The sequence below is a fragment of the Actinoplanes sp. NPDC049265 genome (assembly GCF_043197135.1).
Lineage (GTDB): Bacteria > Actinomycetota > Actinomycetes > Mycobacteriales > Micromonosporaceae > Actinoplanes.
Map to the genome: position 1 here is coordinate 537720 of NZ_JBICSP010000002.1, position 21974 is coordinate 559693.

At 70.8% G+C, this 21974-nt stretch carries 19 protein-coding genes; 6 read left to right on the forward strand and 13 right to left on the reverse strand.

Features of this window, described 5'->3' with window-relative positions; genetic code table 11:
* Positions 1-54: 54 nt before the first annotated feature.
* The 4 genes from ACGFIO_RS08155 to ACGFIO_RS08170 all read right to left on the reverse strand — a co-directional run bounded on the left by ACGFIO_RS08155 (position 55) and on the right by ACGFIO_RS08170 (position 6068).
* Positions 55-3030: a bifunctional [glutamine synthetase] adenylyltransferase/[glutamine synthetase]-adenylyl-L-tyrosine phosphorylase gene (locus ACGFIO_RS08155; RefSeq protein ID WP_392823627.1), complete on the reverse strand. Its 2976-nt coding sequence runs from the start codon at positions 3028-3030 to the stop codon at positions 55-57.
* A 130-nt stretch (positions 3031-3160) separates the two neighbouring features.
* Positions 3161-3949, reverse strand: coding sequence for a type 1 glutamine amidotransferase (locus ACGFIO_RS08160; RefSeq protein WP_392823630.1), 789 nt, complete (start codon positions 3947-3949; stop codon positions 3161-3163).
* Positions 3950-4209: 260 nt separating this feature from the next.
* Entirely contained in the window at positions 4210-4635 is a 426-nt protein-coding gene (locus ACGFIO_RS08165; RefSeq protein ID WP_392823632.1) for a DUF350 domain-containing protein, read from the reverse strand.
* Positions 4636-4715: 80 nt separating this feature from the next.
* On the reverse strand, positions 4716-6068 hold the full coding sequence (locus tag ACGFIO_RS08170; RefSeq protein WP_392823635.1) for a glutamine synthetase family protein: 1353 nt from the start codon (positions 6066-6068) through the stop codon (positions 4716-4718).
* 110 nt (positions 6069-6178) lie between these two features.
* On the opposite strand from ACGFIO_RS08170, the gene ACGFIO_RS08175 reads away from it, so the two are divergent.
* From ACGFIO_RS08175 to ACGFIO_RS08185, 3 genes are all read left to right on the forward strand, one after another.
* A complete protein-coding gene (locus ACGFIO_RS08175; RefSeq protein WP_392823638.1) occupies positions 6179-7903 on the forward strand; it encodes an NAD+ synthase in 1725 nt (574 codons plus the stop codon).
* Between the two features lie 102 nt (positions 7904-8005).
* Entirely contained in the window at positions 8006-8839 is an 834-nt protein-coding gene (gene panB / locus ACGFIO_RS08180; protein ID WP_392823640.1) for a 3-methyl-2-oxobutanoate hydroxymethyltransferase, read from the forward strand.
* A gap of 48 nt (positions 8840-8887) precedes the next feature.
* Entirely contained in the window at positions 8888-9286 is a 399-nt protein-coding gene (locus tag ACGFIO_RS08185; RefSeq protein ID WP_392823643.1) for a VOC family protein, read from the forward strand.
* A gap of 40 nt (positions 9287-9326) precedes the next feature.
* Here ACGFIO_RS08185 and ACGFIO_RS08190 read toward each other — a convergent pair whose 3' ends face one another.
* On the reverse strand, positions 9327-10733 hold the full coding sequence (locus tag ACGFIO_RS08190) for an RNB domain-containing ribonuclease (protein WP_392823646.1): 1407 nt from the start codon (positions 10731-10733) through the stop codon (positions 9327-9329).
* Positions 10734-10798: 65 nt separating this feature from the next.
* Complete coding sequence (locus ACGFIO_RS08195) at positions 10799-11347, reverse strand: hypothetical protein (RefSeq protein ID WP_392823648.1); 549 nt, start codon at positions 11345-11347, stop codon at positions 10799-10801.
* 58 nt (positions 11348-11405) lie between these two features.
* Here ACGFIO_RS08195 and ACGFIO_RS08200 point away from each other — a divergent pair, with 58 nt between their 5' ends.
* Entirely contained in the window at positions 11406-12413 is a 1008-nt protein-coding gene (locus ACGFIO_RS08200) for a hypothetical protein (protein ID WP_392823650.1), read from the forward strand.
* Here the strand turns inward: ACGFIO_RS08200 and ACGFIO_RS08205 are convergent.
* Together ACGFIO_RS08205 and ACGFIO_RS08210 are read right to left on the reverse strand one after the other, a co-directional pair.
* Entirely contained in the window at positions 12410-12682 is a 273-nt protein-coding gene (locus tag ACGFIO_RS08205; protein WP_392823652.1) for a hypothetical protein, read from the reverse strand. The two genes, ACGFIO_RS08200 and ACGFIO_RS08205, sit on opposite strands and share 4 nt — an antisense overlap.
* Positions 12683-12768: 86 nt before the next feature.
* A complete protein-coding gene (locus tag ACGFIO_RS08210) occupies positions 12769-13782 on the reverse strand; it encodes an aspartate-semialdehyde dehydrogenase (RefSeq protein WP_392823653.1) in 1014 nt (337 codons plus the stop codon).
* Positions 13783-13884: 102 nt separating this feature from the next.
* Between ACGFIO_RS08210 and ACGFIO_RS08215 the strand changes: the two genes are divergently transcribed.
* On the forward strand, positions 13885-14682 hold the full coding sequence (locus ACGFIO_RS08215; RefSeq protein ID WP_392823656.1) for a class I SAM-dependent methyltransferase: 798 nt from the start codon (positions 13885-13887) through the stop codon (positions 14680-14682).
* Positions 14683-14722: 40 nt separating this feature from the next.
* Here the strand turns inward: ACGFIO_RS08215 and ACGFIO_RS08220 are convergent, their stop codons facing one another.
* The 5 genes from ACGFIO_RS08220 to ACGFIO_RS08240 form a co-directional block, all read right to left on the reverse strand.
* Complete coding sequence (locus ACGFIO_RS08220) at positions 14723-15331, reverse strand: D-alanyl-D-alanine carboxypeptidase family protein (protein ID WP_392823659.1); 609 nt, start codon at positions 15329-15331, stop codon at positions 14723-14725.
* 39 nt (positions 15332-15370) lie between these two features.
* Positions 15371-16540 (reverse strand): pyridoxal-phosphate dependent enzyme, encoded by a 1170-nt coding sequence (locus ACGFIO_RS08225; protein ID WP_392823662.1) that lies wholly within the window; start codon positions 16538-16540, stop codon positions 15371-15373.
* 193 nt (positions 16541-16733) lie between these two features.
* The gene (locus tag ACGFIO_RS08230) at positions 16734-17801 is read right to left on the reverse strand and encodes a type I glyceraldehyde-3-phosphate dehydrogenase (protein WP_392823665.1); all 1068 of its coding nucleotides are present in this window, start codon (positions 17799-17801) and stop codon (positions 16734-16736) included.
* Between the two features lie 378 nt (positions 17802-18179).
* Positions 18180-18656, reverse strand: a complete 477-nt coding sequence (locus ACGFIO_RS08235) for an aminoacyl-tRNA deacylase (RefSeq protein WP_392823667.1) — start codon at positions 18654-18656, stop codon at positions 18180-18182.
* A gap of 195 nt (positions 18657-18851) precedes the next feature.
* Positions 18852-20306 carry a hypothetical protein gene (locus ACGFIO_RS08240; protein ID WP_392823669.1) on the reverse strand — a complete coding sequence of 485 codons (1455 nt, stop codon included), beginning with the start codon at positions 20304-20306 and terminating at the stop codon, positions 18852-18854.
* Between the two features lie 254 nt (positions 20307-20560).
* Here ACGFIO_RS08240 and ACGFIO_RS08245 point away from each other — a divergent pair, with 254 nt between their 5' ends.
* Positions 20561-21901, forward strand: a complete 1341-nt coding sequence (locus tag ACGFIO_RS08245; RefSeq protein ID WP_392823672.1) for a ferric reductase-like transmembrane domain-containing protein — start codon at positions 20561-20563, stop codon at positions 21899-21901.
* Positions 21902-21974 lie beyond the last annotated feature (73 nt).

Below are 21974 nucleotides of genomic sequence, written 5' to 3' on the forward strand. Positions count from 1 at the left end.
GGTGTGATCATCCTTTCGATGAAGACAACGCTCCGCAATCCAGGCTTGTAACGCTCAGGTATCCATCACCCGTTCCATTGCCGCGCGGGAGCGGCGCGACACCCGCAGGTACGAGTCGACGAACTCGCCCGGGTCGTCAGCCCCGAGCAGCTGCACCACGCCGGCCAACTCGACCCCGTGCCGCGGCAGCTGGTCGGTGGGGCGGCCGCGGACCAGGGTCAGCGCGTTGCGTACCCGTGCCGCGAGGGTCCAGCCCGCGGTCATCGCCGCCGCGTCCGCCCGCGCCATCAGGCCCGCCTCGGCCTCGGCGGCCAGCGCCTCCAGCGTGCGGGTGAGGCGGAGCTCCGGCAGCGCGTACGCATGCCGAAGTTGAAGAAGCTGGACCGCCCACTCCACATCGGCCAGCCCACCCCGGCCGAGCTTGGTGTGGGTGTTGGGGTCAGCGCCGCGCGGCAGCCGCTCGGTCTCCACCCGGGCCTTGATCCGCCGGATCTCCACCACCTGCTCGCGGCTCAGCCCGCCGCGCGGGTAGCGCATGCCGTCGGCCAGCTGCTCGAACCGCCGGCCCAGGTCCTCGTCGCCGCACACCCAACGGGCCCGCAGCAGCGCCTGCGACTCCCACACCTTGGACCAGCGCGCGTAGTACTGCTGGTAGGCGTTGAGGCTGCGCACCAGCGGACCCTGGCGGCCCTCCGGGCGCAGGTCGGCGTCGATGCCCAGCGCCGGGTCGGGGGCGGGCGCGTTGAGCAGGCGGCGCATCTCCTCGGCGATGGCGTGCGCGTCCTTCTCCGGGGTGCCCTCCGGCGCCTCGTGGACGAAGAGCACGTCGGCGTCGGACGGGTAGCTCATCTCGTACGAGCCCAACCGGCCCATACCGATCACCGCGAACTTCAGGCCCTCCGGGCCGGGATGGGTACGCCGGGCGACGGTGAGCGCGGCGGTCAGCGTGGCGTCGGTGATGTCGGACAGCGCGATGCCGACCGCGTCCACGTCCAGTGGATGCGCGGGAGCGAGCTCACCGGCCCGGCTGAGGATGTCGGCGCTGGCGACCCGGAAGAGTTCCCGGCGGCGGGAGGCACGGACCGCGGCGATCGCCTTGTCGGCGTCCTCGACGTGCCGGTCGGCCGCCGCGGTGAAGCCGTCCAGCAGCTTGTCGCGCGAGCGGGGCTGCAGCTCGGCGTCCTCGGCGAGCAGCCGCAGGGCCTCCGGGTCGCGGGTGAGCAGGTCGGTGGCGTACCGGGACAGGCTCAGCACCCGGGCCAGCCGCATCGCCACCGGGCCGCCGTCGCGGAGCAGCCGCAGATACCACGGCGTGCTGCCCAGCTTGTCGGACACGTGGCGGTAGTTGAGCAGGCCGCGATCCGGTTCCGGGGCGTCGGCGAACTCCTGCAGCAGCATCGGCAGCAGGGTGCGTTGGATCGCCGCGGTGCGGGTGACGCCGCCGGTCAGCGCCTGCAGGTGCCGCAGCGCCCCGGCCGGGTCGGCGAAGCCCAGCACCTCGAGGCGTTTACCGGCCGACTCCGGGGTCATCCGCAGCGCCTCGGCCGGGACCCGGGCCACCGCCTCGAGCAGCGGCTGGTAGAGCAGTTTCACGTGCAACCGGCGGACCTGCGCGGCGTGGCCGACCCAGTCCGAGCGGAAGGCCTCGACCGCGTCCTGACCGGGGGCGGCGACGTAGCCCAGGGCCGCGGCCAGCCAGCGCTCGCCGTCGGGGTCGTCCGGGACGGTGTGCGTACGCCGCAGATTTTGCAGTTGCAGCCGGTGCTCCACCCCGCGCAGGAAGCGGTACCCCCGCAACAGCATCTCGCCGTCGTCACGGCCCACGTACCCGCCGGTGACCAGCGCCCGCAGCGCCGGCAGCGTGCCCGGCCGGCGCAATGTCTCGTCGACCCGGCCGTGCACCAGCTGCAGCAGCTGAACGGCGAACTCGATGTCCCGCAACCCGCCCGGCCCACGCTTAATCTCGCGGTCGACCCGGTCCTTGGGCACGTTGTCGATGATCTTGCGGCGCATGTCCCGGACGTCCTGCACCGCCTCCGGCCGCTCGGCCGCGTGCCACACCAGCGGGGCCAGGTCGTCGATCCACTCCTGGGCCAGGGCCAGGTCACCGGCGGCCGGGCGGGCCTTGAGCAGCGCCTGGAACTCCCACGTGCGCGCCCAGCGGTGGTAATAGGCCTGGTGCGAGGCGAGCGTCCGGACCAGCGGGCCGCGGCTGCCCTCGGGCCGCAGCGCGGCGTCCACCGGCCACGCCACCTGCCCGCAGATCTCGATCAGCTTGGCCGCGACAGTGGTGCCGGCGCTCAGATCCTCGTCGCCCCGAGCCACGAAGATCACATCCACGTCGGACACGTAGTTGAGCTCGTTGCCGCCGCACTTGCCCATGGCCACGACGGCCAGTGCCGGCTCGGTGGGCACGCCGGCCACGGCCATCCGGTACGCGGCCGCGAGCGTCTCGTCGGCCAGCCGGGACAACGCGTTCATGGTCGGCTCGAGCCCGCGCCCGCCGGTGAGGTCGGCGGCCGCGATGCGCAACAGCCCGACCCGGTACGCCTTGCGCAACTGCGGCACGGTCGGCGACTCCGGCAGCTCCAGGTGCCCCTCGGCGCTGGGCGGCAGGCCCGTCCGGCCGGTGGCCAGTGTGCGCCACTCGCCCGGGTTGGCGGCCAGGTGATCGCCCAGCGCCGAGGACGCGCCGAGCACGGCCAGCAGCCGCCGGCGCAGCCCCTGGTCGGCGTGCAGCGTCCCGACGATGTCCTTGGCCGCCGGCTGCTCGGCCAGCTCACCGCCCTTGCTGCCGGTGGCGCGGGCCTCGTCGCGGACCGCAATCTCGACCATCCGGTGCAGCTGCCGCAACGCCAGGTTGGGGTCGGCGACCCGGGACAGCGCGTGCAGCAGCTCGGCGGCGTCCGGCCCGACCGGCTCCTGCGCCTCGGCGTCCCACAGCCGCAGCCCTTCCGCCCCGAGCAGATCGGCCGCCTTGGCGCCGTTGTCCGCGAACCCGAAGCGGGCGAGCCGGCTGGGCCTGGTCATCGGTTGCCCTTCGTCCCTGGGCTTTTCATTGGCTGCTCTTCACTGGCCGTCTCATTGGCCCTTTCATCGGCCCTTGCACCGGCCTCTCACTGGTCTTGCACGGGCTTCTCGCTGACCTTGCACCGGCTTCTCACTGCCCGAGCAGCGGCAGTGAGCGGCCTGGTCCCGGCGCCGGCGGGATGTCGGCGTCGGGCAGCGTGCCCAGGGCGAGCGAGGCGAACCGGGCGGCGAACGGCTGCCAGACCTCCTCCACGTCGGCCAGCGTGTCGGCGCAGGCGGCCACGACGGCGTCCGGGTCGTACCCGGCCTCGGCCAGCGTCTCCGCATCGGAGGCGGCCCACCGCGCGATCATGTCCAGGTCGCACTCGATGTGGAACTGCAGCCCCCAGGCTCGGTCGCCGATCCGGAACGCCTGGTAAGGATATTTCGAGGAGGCGGCCAGCAGCGTCGCGTTGAGCGGCAGCTCGGTGATCTCGTCCCGGTGCCACTGCAACACGTCGGGCAGCAGCGGCACCCACTTGAACAGCGGATCGGTGTCGGCCGCGTCCCGCTTGCCGACCAGCCCCGGCCCGACCTCCGGCCCCGACGTCGACCGCTCGACCAGCCCACCGTGGGCCATGGCGAGGAGCTGACCCCCCAGACAGACCCCCAGCGTGGGTACGCGATTCCGCACGGCCTTGCGCAGCAGCCCCTCCAGCCGCGGGAACCACGGGGCACCCGGCGTCCCGTCGTCGGCCGGGTACGCGTTCTGATCCCCACCCAGCACGACCAGCGCGGCGTATTCGTCCAGCGCCTCGGGCAGCTCGTCACCGGCGTGCGGACGCACAACGGTCAGCGGCAGCTCCGCCTCGGTCAGCCACTCCCCCAGCCGGGCGAGCGGATCGGACGGATCGTTCTCGACGACAAGCGCGGTGACCACCCCCCGAGGCTAGCCGAGCGAAACAGCCGGAAACACCGACAGGGGGTTGTCGCTCATCACCGCGCCCTCAGCTTCCGGTGCTGGCCCCCGGCGCCACCTCGAGCCCCACCACCGCCCAGCCCTACCACCGTCAAAGGCAGTGGTAGGCCCGGGCGCTGTCTTGAGCGCGAGCTCCGCCCGGGGCTACCACTGTCGGAAACGGTGGCAGGCCGGGCGGGTGAGGCAGGGTCAGGTGCTGGACGCGGAAGGCGCGGGCGGCCTCAGGCGATGCAGGCGGCCACGATGAGCGCCGCGCCGAAGTGGGAGGCCGCGCTGACCGTGGCGCCGGGGTGGCGTTCCGGCGTGCAGATGACCTCGCCCAGCTTGCCGGGGGTGAGCCAGTCGAGAACGATGAACGCGAAGCCCATGATGGCGATACCGATGATGCCGAAGATCAGGGTCGAGGCGACGCCCTGGCCGAAGCTGTCGTAGCTGGTGAAGACCGCGGTGAACACGATGACCGCGATGCCGAGCTGGTTGGCCGACAGCAGCAGGGCGGCGTTCGGGTTCTTGTCCCGCCAGATCAGGTCTTTGAGCTTGCCCGGCGTCAGCAGGTCGACCATGACGAAACCGACCGTCATCAGGCCGACCCCGATGAGTCCGAAGACGACACTGCGCCCGGCGCCGTTGAGCAGATCTTGCAGCACGACTCTCCCCCTCGCGATTCCGTTTCGACAGGCACCGTACCGGACCTGCGCGAACGCGTGATCCACCAAGGGGCAAGAAGTTACAACGCGCCGAGATACCGCTGGCGCTCGTACGGGGTGACCTCGCGCCGGTACTGCTCCCATTCGGCGGTTTTGTTACGCAGGAAGAAGTCGAAGACGTGCTCGCCCAGGATCTCGGCGACCAGTTCCGACTTCGACATCACGTCGATCGCCTCGGCCAGGTTTTCCGGCAGGGCGTCGTACCCCATCGCCTTGCGCTCGGCGGCCGACAGCGACCACACATCGTCCTCGGCGCCGGGCGGAAGCTCGTACCCCTCCTCGATGCCCTTGAGACCGGCGCCCAGGAGCACCGCGAAGGCGAGGTAGGGGTTGGTGGCCGAGTCGAGCGAGCGGACCTCGACCCGGGCCGAGTTGGCCTTGCCGAAGGCCGGCACCCGCACCAGCGCCGACCGGTTGAGGTGGCCCCAGCTGACGAAGGCGGGCGACTCGGTGATGCGGTCGGGCAGCTGCAGCGGGAAGAGCCGCTTGTACGAGTTGACCCACTGGTTGGTGACCGCGGTGATCTCGCGAGCGTGCACGAGCAGGCCGGCGATGAACGCCCGCGCCGTCTTGGACAGCTTGGCCGGGTCGTCGGCGTCGTGGAACGCGTTGCGCTCGCCCTCGAACAGCGAGACGTGCGTGTGCATGCCGCTGCCGGGCTGGTCGGTGTACGGCTTGGGCATGAACGTGGCCCGGACCCCCTGGGACAGCGCCACCTCCTTGACCACGTGCCGGAAGGTCATGATGTTGTCGGCGGTGGTCAGCGCGTCGGCGTACCGCAGATCGATCTCCTGCTGGCCGGGCGCGACCTCGTGGTGGCTGTATTCCACCGAGATGCCGATCCGTTCCAGGGCGAGCACGGCCTGCCGCCGGAAGTCGCGGGCGACCGAGTGGGTGGTGTGGTCGAAGTAGCCGCCGGTGTCGACCGGGACCGGCACGTCGCCGTTGTCGGGACCGTCCTGGATCAGGAAGAACTCGATCTCGGGATGGGTGTAGAAGGTGAAGCCCTTCTCGGCCGCCTTGGCCAGCGCGCGGCGCAGCACGTGGCGCGGGTCGGCCCAGGCCGCCGAGCCGTCGGGCAGCAGGATGTCGCAGAACATCCGGGCGCTCTCGCCGCTGACGCCGCCTTCGAACGGGAAGACCTGGAAAGTGGTCGGATCGGGCATGGCGACCATGTCGGACTCGAACACCCGGGCGAAGCCCTCGATGGCCGAGCCGTCGATGCCGATGCCCTCCTCGAAGGCCGACTCCAGTTCGGCGGGGGCAACCGACACGCTCTTCAGGGTTCCGAGCACATCAGTGAACCAAAGCCGGACAAAACGGATGTCGCGCTCCTCGAGCGTACGAAGCACGAACTCCTGCTGTCGGTCCACGTCCACCCCTTCGTGTCCAGCTCCGGCCGCCAGTCTCACCCGGCCCGGTTACGGAGAGATTACGCTGCCCACGAGGTGGGCGACGGCATCGGGTGGGGAAGAATGAAAGCATGCCTACCCTCCGGATCGCCCTGGCCCAGGTGAACTCCACCGTCGGTGACCTGCCCGGCAACGCGGCGTCAGTGCGCCGGTGGTCCCGGGCCGCCGCGAACGCCGGAGCCCAGCTGGTCGCCTTCCCGGAGATGATGCTGACCGGCTATCCGATCGAGGACCTGGTGTTCCGCGACTCGGTCGTTACCGCCTCGCAGCGCGGGCTGGTCCAGCTCGCCGCCGACCTCGCGACCGACGGGCTGGGCGAGATGGCGGTGCTGGTGGGGTACGTCGACGACGACAGCGAGGGCCGCCGGGACGCGGCCGCGCTGCTGATCGGCGGCAAGGTCGCGGCCACCTACTTCAAGCACCACCTGCCCAACTACGGCGTGTTCGACGAGGACCGATACTTCGAGCCCGGTGACACGCTGACCGTGGTGCGCTTCGGCGGGGCCGACATCGCGCTCAGCGTCTGCGAGGACCTGTGGCAGGCCGGGGGCCCGTTCGCCGCGGCCCGGCGGGCCGGCGTCGGCCTGGTGGTCAACATCAACGCCTCCCCGTACGAGCTGGACAAGGACGACGTCCGCCTGCCGCTGGTCCGGCGCCGGGCCGCCGAGGCCAACGCGACAGTGGCCTACGTCAACCTGATCGGCGGGCAGGACGAGCTGGTCTTCGACGGCGACTCGATGATCGTCACGGCCGGCGGCGAGCTGCTCACCCGGGCCGGTCAGTTCACCTCCGAGCTGCTGATCCACGACGTGGAGCTTCCGCCGTCGGCCAAGGCGGGCGAGGAACCCGCGGTGGACGACGGCATGGCGATCCACCGGGTCGACCTGGACACACAGCCGAGGCCTCTGCGCGACGGCCCGGCGACCGGCGGCATCGCCGAGCGGATCACCGACGAGGAGGAGATCTGGTCGGCGCTGACCATGGGCCTGCACGACTACGTGGAGAAGAACGGCTTCCGCTCGGTGACCCTCGGGCTGTCCGGCGGCATCGACTCGGCCGTGGTCGCGGCGATCGCGGTCGACGCGCTGGGCGCCGACCGGGTCACCGCCGTCTCGATGCCCAGTGGCTACTCGTCCGGCCACTCCAAGGACGACGCCGCCGAACTGGCCAAACGCACCGGCCTGGATTACCGCGTGGAGCCGATCCAGCCGATGGTCGACGCGTTCCTGGCCAACATGTCGCTCTCCGGCCTGGCGGTGGAAAATCTGCAGGCCCGGGTACGCGGGGTCATCCTGATGGCGCTGTCGAACCAGGAGGGCCACCTCGTCCTCACCACCGGCAACAAGAGCGAGCTGGCGGTCGGCTACTCCACGCTCTACGGCGACTCGGTCGGCGGCTTCAACCCCCTCAAGGACGTGCCCAAGACACTGGTCTGGAAGCTGGCCCGGTGGCGCAACGCCGACGCCGCCCGGCGCGGCGGGGAACCGCCGATCCCGGAGAGCTCGATCACCAAGGCGCCCAGCGCCGAGCTGCGCCCCGGCCAGATGGACACCGACTCGCTGCCCGACTACTCGGTGCTCGACCCGATCCTGCTCGCCTACATCGACGGCGATCAGGGCCGCGACCAGCTGATCGAGGCCGGCCACGACCCGGCGATCGTCGACCGGACACTGCGCATGGTCGACCTGGCCGAGTACAAACGCCGCCAGTCCGCCCCCGGCACCAAGATCTCGATCAAGGCCTTCGGCCGGGACCGCCGCCTGCCCATTACCAACCGGTTTCGCGAGGGTGTGTGAGAGATTGCACTGACCCCTGACCGCAGGCCGGGGTCCGGTGCGACGATCGAAGCCGGTACCCGGGGACCGCACAGCGCGGCCTCGAGGGAAGGAGAGATCGTCATGTCTGACGTACCCACGTTGTACGGCGGCCCGCCGACCCGGCGTGTACGCACCCGCGATCTGATCAACGCCAAGACCCGCGGCGACCGCTGGCCGATGCTCACGTCCTACGACCAGTACACCGCCTCGATCTTCGACCAGGCCGGCATCCCGGTCCTGCTGGTCGGCGACTCGGCGGCCAACAACGTCTTCGGGTACGAGACGACCGTCCCGGTCACCGTCGAGGACCTCCTTCCCCTGGTACGCGCGGTGGTCCGCGCCACCAGCACCGCCCTGATCGTCGGCGACCTGCCCTTCGGCTCGTACGAGGAAGGCCCGACCCAGGCCCTGCGCACCGCCGTCCGGTTCATGAAGGAGGGCGGCTGCCACGCGGTCAAGCTCGAGGGCGGCCGCCGGGTGGCCAAGCAGATCGAGGCGATCACCAACGCCGGCATCCCGGTGATGGCGCACATCGGCTTCACGCCGCAGAGCGAGCACCAGATCGGCGGCTACCGCGTCCAGGGCCGCGAGCGGCAAGGCGCCGAAGTGCTGGCCGACGCGCACGCCGTGGCCGAGGCCGGTGCGTTCGCGGTGGTGCTCGAGATGGTGCCGGGCGAAGTCGCCAAGACGGTCACCAAAGAGCTGGAGATCCCGACCATCGGCATCGGCGCCGGCCCCGACACCGACGCGCAGGTGCTGGTCTGGCAGGACATGGCCGGTCTGCGTACGGGCAAGGCCCCGCGCTTCGTCAAGCGTTACGCCGACCTGGCCGGCGTCCTCGGCGACGCCACCAGGGCGTTCGCCGACGAGGTCCGCGGCGGCGTCTTCCCCGCGACCGAGCACACCTTCGAGTAAGCCGATGGGCCGACTCGTGGCGTGATCACGTTTGGCACAATTCGGGCCATGTCCGTTCCGCCGCGAGTCAGCCTGGCCACCTTGGGCGTCACCGATGTCGCCCGGGCGACCGAGTTCTACGAGACGCTCGGCTGGCGTCTCTCCCCCGCCTCCGTGCCCGCCATGGTCAGCTACTTCGAGACCAGCGGCGCACGGCTGTCCCTGGTCAAGACCGATGACGTGACCGCGCACGCGGAGATCGCGCCGCGTACCTCGACGGATTTCCGCGGGGTCACGCTGACCATCGGCGTCGACTCGCCCGAGGCGGTCGACGAGGCGTTGCGGACGGCCGTGCGGGCGGGTGCGGCGCTGGTCAAGTCGGGCGTACGCACGCCGTGGGGCGGATACCTGGGCTACTTCACCGACCCCGACGGCCACCTGTGGTCAATCAGCTACGAGCCCCACTGATACGTATTTGTGCTCAGAGCGCTCTGAGCACAAATACGTATCAGTGCTGGAACTCCACCGTCCGCGTGGCCGGGTCGGCGGTCGTCAGCCGTACCCGGACCCTCTCCCCCAACGGCAACTCCCCGGCACAGTGCGCGACCACCGCCGGGTCTTCGATCGCCACCGTGCCGCCCGGCCCCTGCTTGGGCCGATCGTCGAGATCGAGCACGCCCGCCTCGAACGTCTCACCGACCCGCCCGCTCAGCAGCACCGCCTCGGCCAGCGCGATCGCCCCGCGCCCGGCCGCCGACGCCACCCGGTCGGTCTCGGCCATCGTCTTCGGCAACCGGGGCAACGCCTCCCGCACCCACCCCGGCACCTCCGAACCATCGTGCAGGGCCAGGCAGACCTCCGTCGCGTAGCGGTCGGCGAGCCGGCGCAAGGGTGCGGTGACATGCGCGTACGGCGCCCCCACGCCGCCGTGCCCGGTCTGCTCGGGCGCGGTGCCGTCGAACGCCGTGTACCCCGCCCCGCGCAGCAACTCGGCCGCCTGATCGAGGAACGCCGCCCCGCGCGGATCCCCCGGGTCCACCGCCGCCACCACGGCGCCCACCGACGCGCCGTCCGACCACGGAACACCCAGCGAACGAGCCGCCGCCCGCAACCGCTCGACCGCGTCCGGCCGCGGACCGGGCATCGTGCGCAGCAGCCCGACGCCCCCGGCCAGCATCAGATCGGCCGCCGCCATGCCGGTGAGCAGCGAGATCTGGGCGTTGTGCTCCTCCACCGGCAGGGGCGCGCGCAGCACCAGCCGCCAGCCGTCGCCGTCCGGCTCGACCTCCTGCTCGGGCAGCGGCAGGTTGACGGCACCCCGCTCGGCGGCGCGGCGGGCGAGCAGGGCGCCGAGTTCGGGCAGGAGGGCGTACGGTGCCGCGGCCGTACCCGCGTCGACCTCGGCCTGGACCCCCGCGTAGTCGAGCTTGGCCCGGCTCCGCACCCGCGCCCTCCGCAGCGCCACCGCGGTGATCGCGCCGTCCGCGTCAAGCTCGATGTCCCACACGACGGCGGCCCGTTCCTGGTCCGGCAGCAGGCTGACGGCGTCCTCGCTGAGCACCGGCGGGTGCAGCGGAACCTTGCCGTCGGGCAGGTAGACGGTCTGGCCCCGGGTCCAGGTCTCGGCCTCGAGGGGCCCGCCCGGGCGTACGTAGGAGGCGACGTCGGCGATCGCGTACCGCACCCGGAATCCGTTGCCCTGCCGCTCCAGGCACATGGCCTGGTCGAGGTCCTTGGAGGTGGGCGGGTCGATCGTCACGAACGGGACGTCGGTGAGGTCGGCGCCGTCGGGCCGGCGGTCGGCGGCGGCCTCGGCTTCCCGCAGCGCGGGCGCCGGGAACGAGCCCGGCAGCTTCAACTCCCGCCGCACCACGGAGAAGTCGATACTCGGCGCGAGAACCCGTTTGATCGGCACGCGTCCTGTCTACCAGCAACGACGGGGCCGCGCCGTTCGGCGCGACCCCGTCCGGTGATGCTCGGTCAGGCCCGGCGGGCGGCGGTCTTCCGGGCCGGCGTCTTCTTGGCCGCCGTCTTCTTCACGGCCGCCGACTTGGCCGTCGCCTTCTTGGCCGCGGTGGCCTTGGTCGCGGTCTTCTTCGCGGCCGTGGCCTTGGAAGCGGACGGCCTCGCGGCCTTGGTGGCGGTCGACTTGCCGGCCGTGGCCTTCTTGGCCGGTGCCTTCTTGGCGGCCGTCTTCTTGGCCGCGGCGGCCTTGGTCGCCGTCGTGCTCCGGGTCGAGGCCGGGCGGGTGCTGGCGGCCTTCTTCGCCGGGGCCTTCTTGGCCGCGGCCGGACGGGTGGCCGTCGCCTTGGTGGCCGTCTTCTTGGCCGCCGCCGACTTGGTGGCGGTGGCCTTCTTGGCCGGCGCCTTCTTGGCCGCGGTGGCCTTGGTCCCGGTCGACTTGGTCGCCGTCTTCTTGGCCGCCGTGGCGGTCGCGGCGGCGGTGCGCTTGGCGGCGGGCTTCGCCGTCGTGGCCCGCACCGTTGTCGCCCTCGAACCGCGGGACGCCGCGGCGCTGACCCGCTTCACGGCGGGCTCCTCCGTGGTCGCCTGAACCGCCGCCGGAGCCGGAGCCGACGAAGCCGCGTTGACCCGCTTGGCCGTGCTGCGCGGTGTGGCCGTCTTGCGCGTGGTTCCGCTGGCCGGGCGCGGCGTGGTGGGACGGCTCGCGGCCGCCTTCCGCGCGGTGGTGGCAGTCCGCGTGGAGGCCGGCTTGGCCGCCGCATTGCGGGCCGTGGTCGGCTTGGCCGCCGTCTTCCGGGCGGTCGTTGCCTTGGCCGCGGTCGACTTGGCGGCCGTCTTCCGAGCGGTCGTCGACTTGGCCGCCGTCGACTTGGCGGCCGTCGACTTGGCGGCCGTCGACTTGGCGGCCGTCGACTTGGCGGCCGTCGACTTGGCGGCCGTCGACTTGGCGGCCGTCGACTTGGCGATGGCGGTCTTGGCTGCCTTTGCGACCGCGGTCTTGGTCGCGGCGGCCTTCTGCGCGGCTGTCTTCGGCGCGGCGGTTTTGGTCGCGGTGGTTTTGGTCGCGGTGGTGCGCGACGCGGTCGACTTGGGTGCGGCCGCGGTTCCGGAGCCCGGCTTCCTGGTCGCCGTGGCCGCCTTCTTCACCGCACCGGCCTTCGTGGCCGTGGGCTTCGCGGCGGCCTTCGTGGCCGAGGGCTTCGCGGCGGCCTTCGTGGCCGAGGGCTTCGCGGCAGCCCGGCCGGCAGCCGGCTTGGCCGCCGCACGAGAGGCCGTCGCGGTGCGGGAAGCAGTGCGCGCCGAGGTCGAACGGGACGCGGTCGAAGAAGCCGTCGCGGTGCGGGAAGAAGCAGCACGGGAAGCGGTGCCCGAAGCCGTGGCCGGGCGAGAAGCCGTATGGGAAGCCGTCGTGGTGCCGCTGGTGCGGCTGGCCGCCGGCCGGGCGGCGGTGGTGGTGGAACGGCTGGCGGTGGTACGGGATGCGGCGGCGCTCGCGGCGCCGGCCGATCGAGTCGTGGCCTTTTTGGCAGCGGCCATGGGGACGTTCCTCCTAGCGAATGACTGCGGGCTCGTCTCCGCGTGGAGACTGCGAAGATTCCGGCTTGGACACAGGAAGTCGGCGCCGGCTTAGCTTTCCTCCCCTGTCCAGCGAGCGTCCTCGGCGTCCCACGCCTGATTGCGTTTCTCGACCGTGTCGAGTGCCCGCGTGGCGTCGTCGGCGGAGGCGAACGGTCCGAGCCGGTACTTGTTGGGACACACGTCATCCCCGGACTCGACCCGCTTGTGTCGAAGGCACCAGAAGTAGCCGCCCTCGCCAAGCCCACTGTCGTTCATGAAATCACTGTGCACCTCAAACCGACCATGCGCTACCGATTCGGGCAAAAAGTCCAGAATTTCCACATTGGAATGTGCCGAAGACCCCCCGATCAGACGACAAAACCCGTCCGGAACGCGAGTCCCGGACGGGTTATGACGAGCTCGGAAACCTAGACCAGCAGCTCAGCGATCTGCACGGCGTTGAGCGCGGCACCCTTGCGCAGGTTGTCGTTCGACAGGAAGAAGGCCAGCCCGTTCTCGACCGTCTCGTCGGCGCGGATCCGGCCCACATACGTCGGATCCCGCCCGGCGGCCTGCAGCGGGGTCGGGATGTCGGACAGTTCCACACCCGGAGCGGAAGCGAGCAGCGCACGGGCGCGGGACGGCGTGACCGGCCGGGCGAAGCGGGCGTTCACCTGCAGCGAGTGACCGGTGAAAACGGGCACCCGCACACATGTTCCCGAGACGAGCAGCGACGGGAGGCCCAGGATCTTCCGGCTCTCGTTGCGCAGCTTCTGCTCCTCGTCGGTCTCGTCGCGGCCGTCGTCGACGATCGAACCGGCCAGCGGGAGCACGTTGAACGCGATCGGCCGGGCGAAGCTGCGCGGCGCCGGGAACTCGACCGCCGTACCGTCGTGGGTGAGCTCGGCGGCCCGGTCCGCGGTCTTCTGCACCTGCTCGGCGAGCTCGGATACGCCGGCCAGCCCGGCCCCGGACACCGCCTGATAGGTCGTGACCACCATGGCGACCAGCCCGGCCTCGTCGTGCAGCGGCCGCAGCACCGGCATCGCGGCCATGGTGGTGCAGTTCGGGTTGGCGATGATGCCCTTGGGGCGGTGGTGCGCGGCCTCCGGGTTCACCTCGGCCACGACCAGGGGTACGTCCGGGTCCATCCGCCACGCCGACGAGTTGTCCACGACCACAGCGCCGGCCTCGGCGACGCGTGGCGCGTACTCCTTGGAACTGCCCTTGCCCGCCGAGAACAGGACGAGGTCGAGGCCGCGGTAGTCGGCAACGGCCGCGTCCTCCACCGTCACCTCGCCGTCGCCCCACGGCAGGGTGCGGCCGGCCGAGCGGGCCGAGGCGAAGAGACGAAGCTGTTCTACCGGGAATTGGCGCTCGGCCAGGATGCGGCGCATCACGCCACCGACCTGTCCCGTCGCGCCCACAATGCCGATCCTCATAGGCACCAAAGGTACGGCCTGACCTCGTACGAAGAAGAAAGTGATACCACATCGCGGGATTGTTGTCCCACATTCGAGGACGACGGGGCTAGCGTCGAGGCTATGACGACGTACACGCACGGCCACCACGAGTCGGTTCTGCGGTCGCATCGCTGGCGTACCGCAGAGAATTCGGCGGCGTACCTTCTACCCCGGCTGACTTCCGGAGTCTCGCTGCTCGACATCGGCGCCGGCCCCGGAACCATCACCGCCGACCTCGCCCGGCGGGTCGCCCCCGGCCAGGTGACCGCGCTGGAGATCTCCGACGCCGCGCTGGCGATCACCCGGGCCGAGATCGAGAAACAGGGCCTCGGCAACGTGGTTCTCACCACCGGCGACGTGCACGCGCTCGACTTCCCGGACGACAGCTTCGACGTGGTGCACGCCCATCAGGTGCTCCAGCACGTCGCCGACCCGGTGGCCGCGCTGCGCGAGATGCGCCGGGTGGTGCGCCCCGGCGGCCTGGTGGCGGTACGCGACAGCGACTACGCCGCCTTCACCTGGTTCCCCCAGTCACCGGGCCTCGACAATTGGCTGGCGCTGTACCGGAAGGTGGCCCGCGGCAACGGCGGCGAACCGGACGCCGGACGCAAGTTGCTGAGCTGGGCCCACGCCGCCGGCTTCGCCGAGGTGACAGCCTCCTCGAGCACCTGGTGCTTCGCCACGCCCGAGGACCGATCCTGGTGGGGCGGCATGTGGGCCGAACGCATCACCGGCTCCGACGTCGCCCGGACGGCGGTGTCGACCGGTGCGGCCACCGAGGCCGACCTGACCCGCATCGCCGAGGCGTGGCGCACATGGGCCGCCGACCCCGACGGCTGGCTGTCCTTGCTGCACGGCGAGCTGCTCGCGACCAAGTGATGCGTATTTGTGCTCAGAGCGCTCTGAGCACAAATGGGCATCACCCGTTGGGCTTGTACGCCCAGTGCCACGTCTCGCGGGGCACGTTCTCGTCGAACCCGTACTCCGACCCGTGCTTGCGCATCCAGGACAGCGCCTTGGCGTTCAGGTCGAGATCGGTCGCCATCCCCCAGCCGTGCTCGCTGGTGCCCGGCTTGGCCGCCAGCCCGCCCTGCGAGTAGAGGCCCTTCCGCTTGGCCACGCTCACCTGCTCGTCGTACGACCGGTAGGAGTCGGTGATCCCGATGTGCACGCCGTCCTTCTTGGCGTCGGCGATCATCTTGGTCAGCGACTCGGCGGCGGGCGCCCACAGCTTGTGGCCGGTGTCGCCCACCTTCCCCAACGCGTTCGCCGGGATCTTGCCGTTTCCGTACGCGACCAGATCTTCCGGAATGCCCTTGCTGTTGAGCTTGTAGCTCTTCTTCGTCGCGGCCGGATCCTGGGTGGCCACCGCGTCGGACAGGTAGGACGCGAACTGCGAGCCGGATGTGGTGTTCGTTGCGGACGTGGATTTCGTGGCCGAGCCGGACTTGGCGGCCTGCTGGGTCTGCATCGCGATGATGCGGCTCTGAATGTCGGCGATGCGGCCGGTCACTCCCTCGATACCCACGTAGTTCAGGTTCGGCGCAACCGGCCCACGCCTGAGCTGCTACGCCAGATCACCCGGGTTGGTGTTGGCCCCGCACAGCAGCACGACCACCCGCTCACCCTCCGCCGGGCGGTAGACGCCGCTGGTCAGCGCGGCGTACGCGGCGGCCGTGCCGTGTTCCACCACGATCCGGTAGTCGTCCCACAGCCGCCGCCGGGCCTCCACGATCGCCGCGTCGTCGACCAGCAGCGATCTCATTTCGGTCAAGACCGCGATCTGGTACGGGAGGAGCCCGATCCGCCGCGCGCCCAGCGAGTCGGCTGCCACCCCGGACACCGCAACGTCGACCGGCTCGCCCGCCGCCAGCGCCCTGCTCAAGGTCGGACAGTTCTCGGGCTCCACCGCGACCACCCGCTTACCCCCGGCCGTCACGCGCGCCCCCGTGCCGGCACCTGCACCCGCGCTTCCTTCGGCGCCCGCACTTCCACCCGCACTCTTGCCGGCGCCCGCACTTCCGCCCGCGCCCGCATCTCCGCCCGCGCCCGCACTTCCTCCCACGCTTTCGCCGGCACCCGCACTTCCGCCCGCGCCCGCATCTCCGCCCGCGCCCGCACTTCCTCCCACGCTTTCGCCGGCACCCGCACTTCCGCCCGCGCCTTTCCCGGCGTCCGCACTCTCCGCCGGGCCGGCGAGGGCCGCGGCGACCCCGGCGGCCAGCCCGCCACCCCCGACCGCGACCAGCACGGTGTCGAACTCCAGGTCGTCGAGCAGTTCCAGGCCGAGCGTGCCGTTGCCGGCCACCATGCCCGGGTCGTCGTAGGCGTGGCAGAACCGCGCCCCCGTCCGCTCGGCGTGCACCACCGCGGCGGCGTGGGCCTCGGCGTACTCGGAGCCGACCTGAGTCACCTGGGCGCCCAGCTTGCCGAGCTTGGCCACCTTGACCGGCGGCGCTGTCTCGGGCACGAAGACCGCTGCCGGAATGCCGAGCTCCCGGGCGGCGTAGGCGGCGGCCAGCCCGGCGTTGCCACCCGAGGCGACGACGATGCCGGCGGCGGGCGCCGGGCCCGAGGCCAGGATCTGGTTCATCATGCCGCGGGTCTTGAACGAGCCGGCGTGCTGCGCGTACTCCAGCTTGAAAAAGGTCTGAGCCCCGGCCCGCAGAACCGGGGTGCGCCGCACCCGGCCCCGGATCCGTTCCTCGGCCGCGCGGACGTCCTCGATACCGATCATCCCGCCGATGCTATTTCCTACGGATGCGTCCTGCCGATCAACTTCCCGTCGGGTGGGTCCCGCCGATCAGCTTCCTAGGGATGCGTCCTGCCGATCAACCGAGGCCGCGGCTTTACCCGCGGACAGGGAAGAGGTCCGCCCGCGGCGGATCCGGGCCGGGTGCCGCCTCCCGGCGGATCGGCAGGACAGACCCCTAAGCGATGCTCCAGCGGGCGCTCCCCGACGTGAGCGACGTCTCTGATCGGCGATCGCCCACCAGCCGGGCCAGGTCGAGGAGCCGGTGCGAGAAGCCCCACTCGTTGTCGAACCAGCCGCGCACCCGCACCGCGCCCTCGGGCGTGACCTGCGTGCCGGACGGGTCGAGCAGGCACGACGCCGGGTTGTTCTTGACGTCGATCGAGACGGTCGGGTCGGGGTCGTACCCCAGGATGCCGCGCAGCGGACCGGCCGCGGCCTCGGCCATCGCGCGGTTGACCTCCTCGACCGTGACCGGCTCGTCGGTCCGGCCGGCCAGCTCGGCCAGCGAGCCGACCGGCGTCGGTACGCAGTAGTAGCTGAACATCATGTCGCCGATCCCGGGCAGGATCTGCCGGACCAGGTCACCGACCACATAGTTGTGCGGCACGATGCTGTCGCCGGCCGCCCGGCCCAGCCGCGGGTCGTTGCGGGAGGTGCCGACCAGGCCGTCGTGCACCTTCTGCCAGCCCTGCAGGGCGAGCATCACCGAGGTGCTGACCGAGTGCAGCCCGAACCGGTCGAGCAGCACCTTGGCCATGATGGTGAGCGCGTTGACGCCGCAGGAGGCGGGCGAGACCACGTCGTGGTGCTCCGGGTCGTACGAGCGCTGGTTGGCTCCGACGACCAGGAACGCGTCCGGGTTGTCGGCGGAGGCGCTGATCACCACCTTGCGGGCGCCGCCGTGGGTGATGTGCCGCCGGGCCAGGTCGCCGTCGCGGAACCGGCCGGTCGCCTCGATCACCACATCGACCCCGGCTTCGGCCCACCGGATGCGCTCCGGCTGGGCGTCGTTGAACACCCGGATCGACTGATCATTCACGATCAGATGGCCGGCGCGGGCGGTCACCGTGCCGGGGAAGTTCCCGCGGACGCTGTCCCGGCGCAGCCCGTACGCGAGGCGATCAGCCGCGGCCACATCGTTGACCGCGGCGATGGTCACCCCCGGGTCAGGATGCGCGGCGACGATCCGCGTGAGACAGCGCCCGATACGCCCGAATCCATTGATGCCGATCGCAACACTCACCGAAGCTCCTCACAGCCGCCCGGCCCCGATCCGTCGCATAAACCCACCGTCACGCAAACGACACTATGAGTGTGCAACTTGCACGTCAACGCATCCGGACAGACAGCGACATCACAGTCACGGCGGCCTCCAACCCCCTCGGACGTTACCGCCGACAAACCCCCTGAACAGTGGCGATCCCACCGGCGGATGACCCTCGTTTCCCAGATGGAAGTTGTCACGCCATCTGCGGGAGCGCTCCCGCCCCTGATCTTTTTCGGGCGCTCCCATCGACCCAGCACTCTCGAACCCCGCCTCAGCGCACCGGCCGCCGCCTCAGCGCAACGAGTGCCGGGCACCGGCTCAGGGTGTCGGGTGTCAGACTCCGGTCAGGTCGGCTCAGCGGGCCGGGGCGACGGCTTCGGGTTCGGTGACGTCGGCGAAGGACCCGTTCAGCGCCGGGACCGCTTCGTCGGCGGCGACCCGCAGCCCGACCCCTCGCTCACCGGCGCCGAGGTTGATGATCCGTCCGCGGGTCGTCTCGTCGGCGATCACCGGCCACGCGGTCGCCGATCCGAACGGCGTGATCGTTCCCCGCTCATAGCCGGTGGCCGCCTTCGCGGTCGCGGCGTCCGGAAGGGACAGCCGCATCACCCCGAGCAGCGCGCGCAGCTTGGGCCAGGAGATCGACCGGCCGCCGGGCACCAGCACGAACAGGTAATCATCGTCGGCCCGCCGCACCACCAGCGTCTTCACCACGTCGCGAACCTCGACCCCCTGCATCCGGGCGGCCTCCTCGAGGCTCCCGGCCGGCCCGTGCCGCACCACCTCGTGCGCGACCCCCGACGCCTCGACGGCCTCCAGCGCAGCAGACATGTCGATCATCGTAGTGCGCCCCACCGCCCCCCGTACCCACCCAGCATCCGCCCCACAGAACCCGCCACTCCCTAGCACCGCCACGCAGACACCGCCAGGCTCCTACCAGTGCACTGCTCGGGTGGTGGGGCGTGGCGGGAAAAGGAACCGCCGGACGCCCTTAGGGAGTCCGGCGGTCGGGGGGGTGGGGGCGGGTCAGCCGTAGTAGTGCCGCTCGGGGCGCCGGCGGCGGGAGAAGCCGAAGATCGCGAACCCGATGAGTACGAGGGCGACGCCACCGGCGGCGATGGCCAGCGTGTTGGTGCCGGTCAGGGCCAGCTTGCTGTCGTCCTTGGTGTCGGCTACCGCCTGCTGGTCGGTGGCTGCCTGCTGGTCGCCGGCTCCGGTGTCGTCGTCGTTGCCGCCGGTCGCCGCGGCGTCGGCCTGTGCCTGGTCGTCGGCCTGGTCGTTCTTCTTGGTGCCGGTCGCGGGCTTGTCCGACTTGGTGGTGCCGGTCAGGTTCTGCGCGGCGTCATTGTCCTGCTTGTCGTCGTCCTTGCCGGCCGCGGGCTTGCCGGACTCCTTGGTCGGCTTGGCCGTGGGCTTGTCGGCCGGCTTGGTCGGCGGCTTGGTCACGGTGCCGGAGTCGGTCTGCGGCTGTCCGGGCTTGACCGGCGGAACCTGGCCACCGCCGCCCTGGTTGTAGTCACCCTGGTCGTCACCCTGGTCGCCACCGTCATCGCCCTGGTCGCCACCGTTGTTGCCGTTGTCCCCACCCTGGTCGCCACCGTTGTCACCCTGGTCGCCACCGTTATCGCCGTTGTCCCCGCCGCCGTTGTTGCCACCCTGGTCGCCACCGCCACCCTGGTCGCCGCCGTTGTTGTCGCCACCGCCGTTGTTGTCGCCACCGCCGTTGTTGTCGCCGCCGTTGTCGTCGGCGGGGGGCTGCTCGTCGGCTTTCTCGACCTTGATCCGGACCGAGTCGACGGCCGGGGTCTGCTTGGCGTTCTCCATCATCGGGATGCGGTGCGAACCGTCACCGGCCCACGACGAGCACTGGAACGTGCCCGCATCCTTCAGGCCGGGCACGTTGATGTCGACCACGTCGGGGGTCTTGCCGCCCTTGCGGTCCTCGGTCGCCACGAAGAACGCCGGCGCCGGCGCTCCGTCGGGCGCCCGGTCGGTGCGGTCCAGGATGCGGCAGGCGGTGTGGAAGTGGCCGCGGACGATGCCGTCCTGCAGGATCGAGCTCTCCACGTAGTAGCCGCCCTGCCCGGCCGCGAGGAAGCGGTCGCGGATCAGGTTGCGGGTGCTGACCTTGAGGGTGAACGCCTCGCCGGCCTTCACCGACTTGGGCGCCTTGGTGATCAACAGGGTGGCCGAGTTGGCCGCCACCGGCACCTCACCGAACTCGGTGGTCACGCACCGGTCGCCCTTCTGGAAGCCGTCGTGCTCCTCCAGCCGACTGTCGTCACAGTTCCGGGCCAGCACGTCGAGGCCGTTGACCTGGACGTTCTTGGTCTCGGCGGCTTTGTCGTCGGCGAACGACAGCTGGGAGACGCCGATGATCCCGCCGAAGACGACGAGCGCGCCGGCCGCGCCGAGCAGGCGGCGGCGACGGCGGGTGGCGGGATCCGGTGGTGCGGCGCGACGGCTGGCGGTCCTACGCATAACTGCTACCTCGGGTTCAGGAAAGCCCAGAAATTTTCTGAGGTGACTCGAAGGAGGCTAGGAGTTCGCAGGTCGGAAAGCCAATTGCCGGAAAAGAATTGAGCCGGTCTTGAGCGGCAATTAAGAAAGAAATATGGGAGCAATCTCGAACTCTCCCTATGGGCCGTTCAGCCGATGTCACCCGTCAAGGCCCGGTGAACCGATCAGGGCCTCCGCGCTGTAGGTAGAGGAGACACCAGCAAGAGGAGACGCTCATGACGGCCACCAGTCAAGCACCGGCAAGATCCGCCGTGCACCCCTCGACCACAGCCCGGCTCGTCCTTTTCGGCGTACTCGCGCTCAATCTACTCTTTGTCTGGTACTCGTTCTTCACCTCGGACGCCCCGGCGAAGAACTCCCTGATCACGGTGGGAAGGTTCGTCGGCCTGCACGTCGCGTTGATCATGATTTTCCAGCTCGTGCTGATCGCCCGGCTGCCCTTCCTGGACCGCCGGCTGGGCATGGATCAGCTGACCACCTTGCACCGCTGGGTGGGCTTCACGCTGTTCTGGACGCTGCTCGCGCACGTCACCTTCATCGTGCTCGGCTTCGCCCGGCTGGACGGCAATCCGGTGCCGGTGCAGATCCTCAGCCTGGCCGGTTCGTTCCCGGTCCTGCTCGGCATGGTCGCTTTCCTGATCATCGGTCTGGTGGCGGTTGTTTCCGCGCGTTATGCGCGGCGCCGGCTTTCCTACGAAGCGTGGCACGCCATTCACTTTCTGCTCTATCTGGTTATCGTACTGGCCCTCATTCATCAATTGTTCGAGGTCACCACGTTCACGGCGTCGTCGTGGTCGCGGCGGTACTGGTTCCTGCTCTGGACGCTGGCCCTGGCGGCGCTGGCGATCGGCCGGGTGGTCCTGCCGGTGTGGCGCAACTCGCGGCACCAGTTCCGGGTCGCGGCCGTGGTGCCCGAGTCCGACGACGTGGTCTCGGTGCACGTCACCGGCAAGCACCTGGACCGGCTGCCGGCCCGGGCGGGGCAGTTCATGCTGTGGCGGTTCCCCGGGCACAACCCCTGGTGGCAGGTCAATCCGTGGTCGCTGTCGGCCGCCCCGAACGGCGCGTCGCTGCGGCTCACGGCCAAGGCGGTCGGCCGGACCAGCGCCGGGCTCAAAGATCTTCCGGTGGGTACGCGCGTCTTCGCCGAGGGCCCGTACGGCGCCCTGACCAGCGTCCAGCGGACCAGGCCGGCCAGCGTGCTGATCGCCGGCGGTATCGGCGTCACCCCGATCCGGGCACTGCTGGAGGACCTGTCCGGCCCGATCACGGTCCTCTACCGGGTGCCGAGCATGAGCCACGCGGTGCTCTACGACGAGCTCGACTCGCTGGCCCGGATGCGCGACGCCCGGCTGCATGTGCTGCCGGGCCGCACCAGCGAGGGCAACACCCCGTTCGCCCCGGCCGGCCTGCTGGGCCTGGTGCCGGACATCACCGACCGGGATGTCTTCGTCTGCGGCCCCGAGCCGATGACCGTCGCGGTGCTGACGGCGCTGCGCGAACTCGGCGTACCCAGGAGCCAGATCCACGCCGAACGCTTCCGCCTGGCCGGCTGACCATGTTGTGAACTTCCGCGGCCGCGGGACCGGGCGACGGAGGTATCGAAAGAGGTAAACGGCCGTCCGGGCG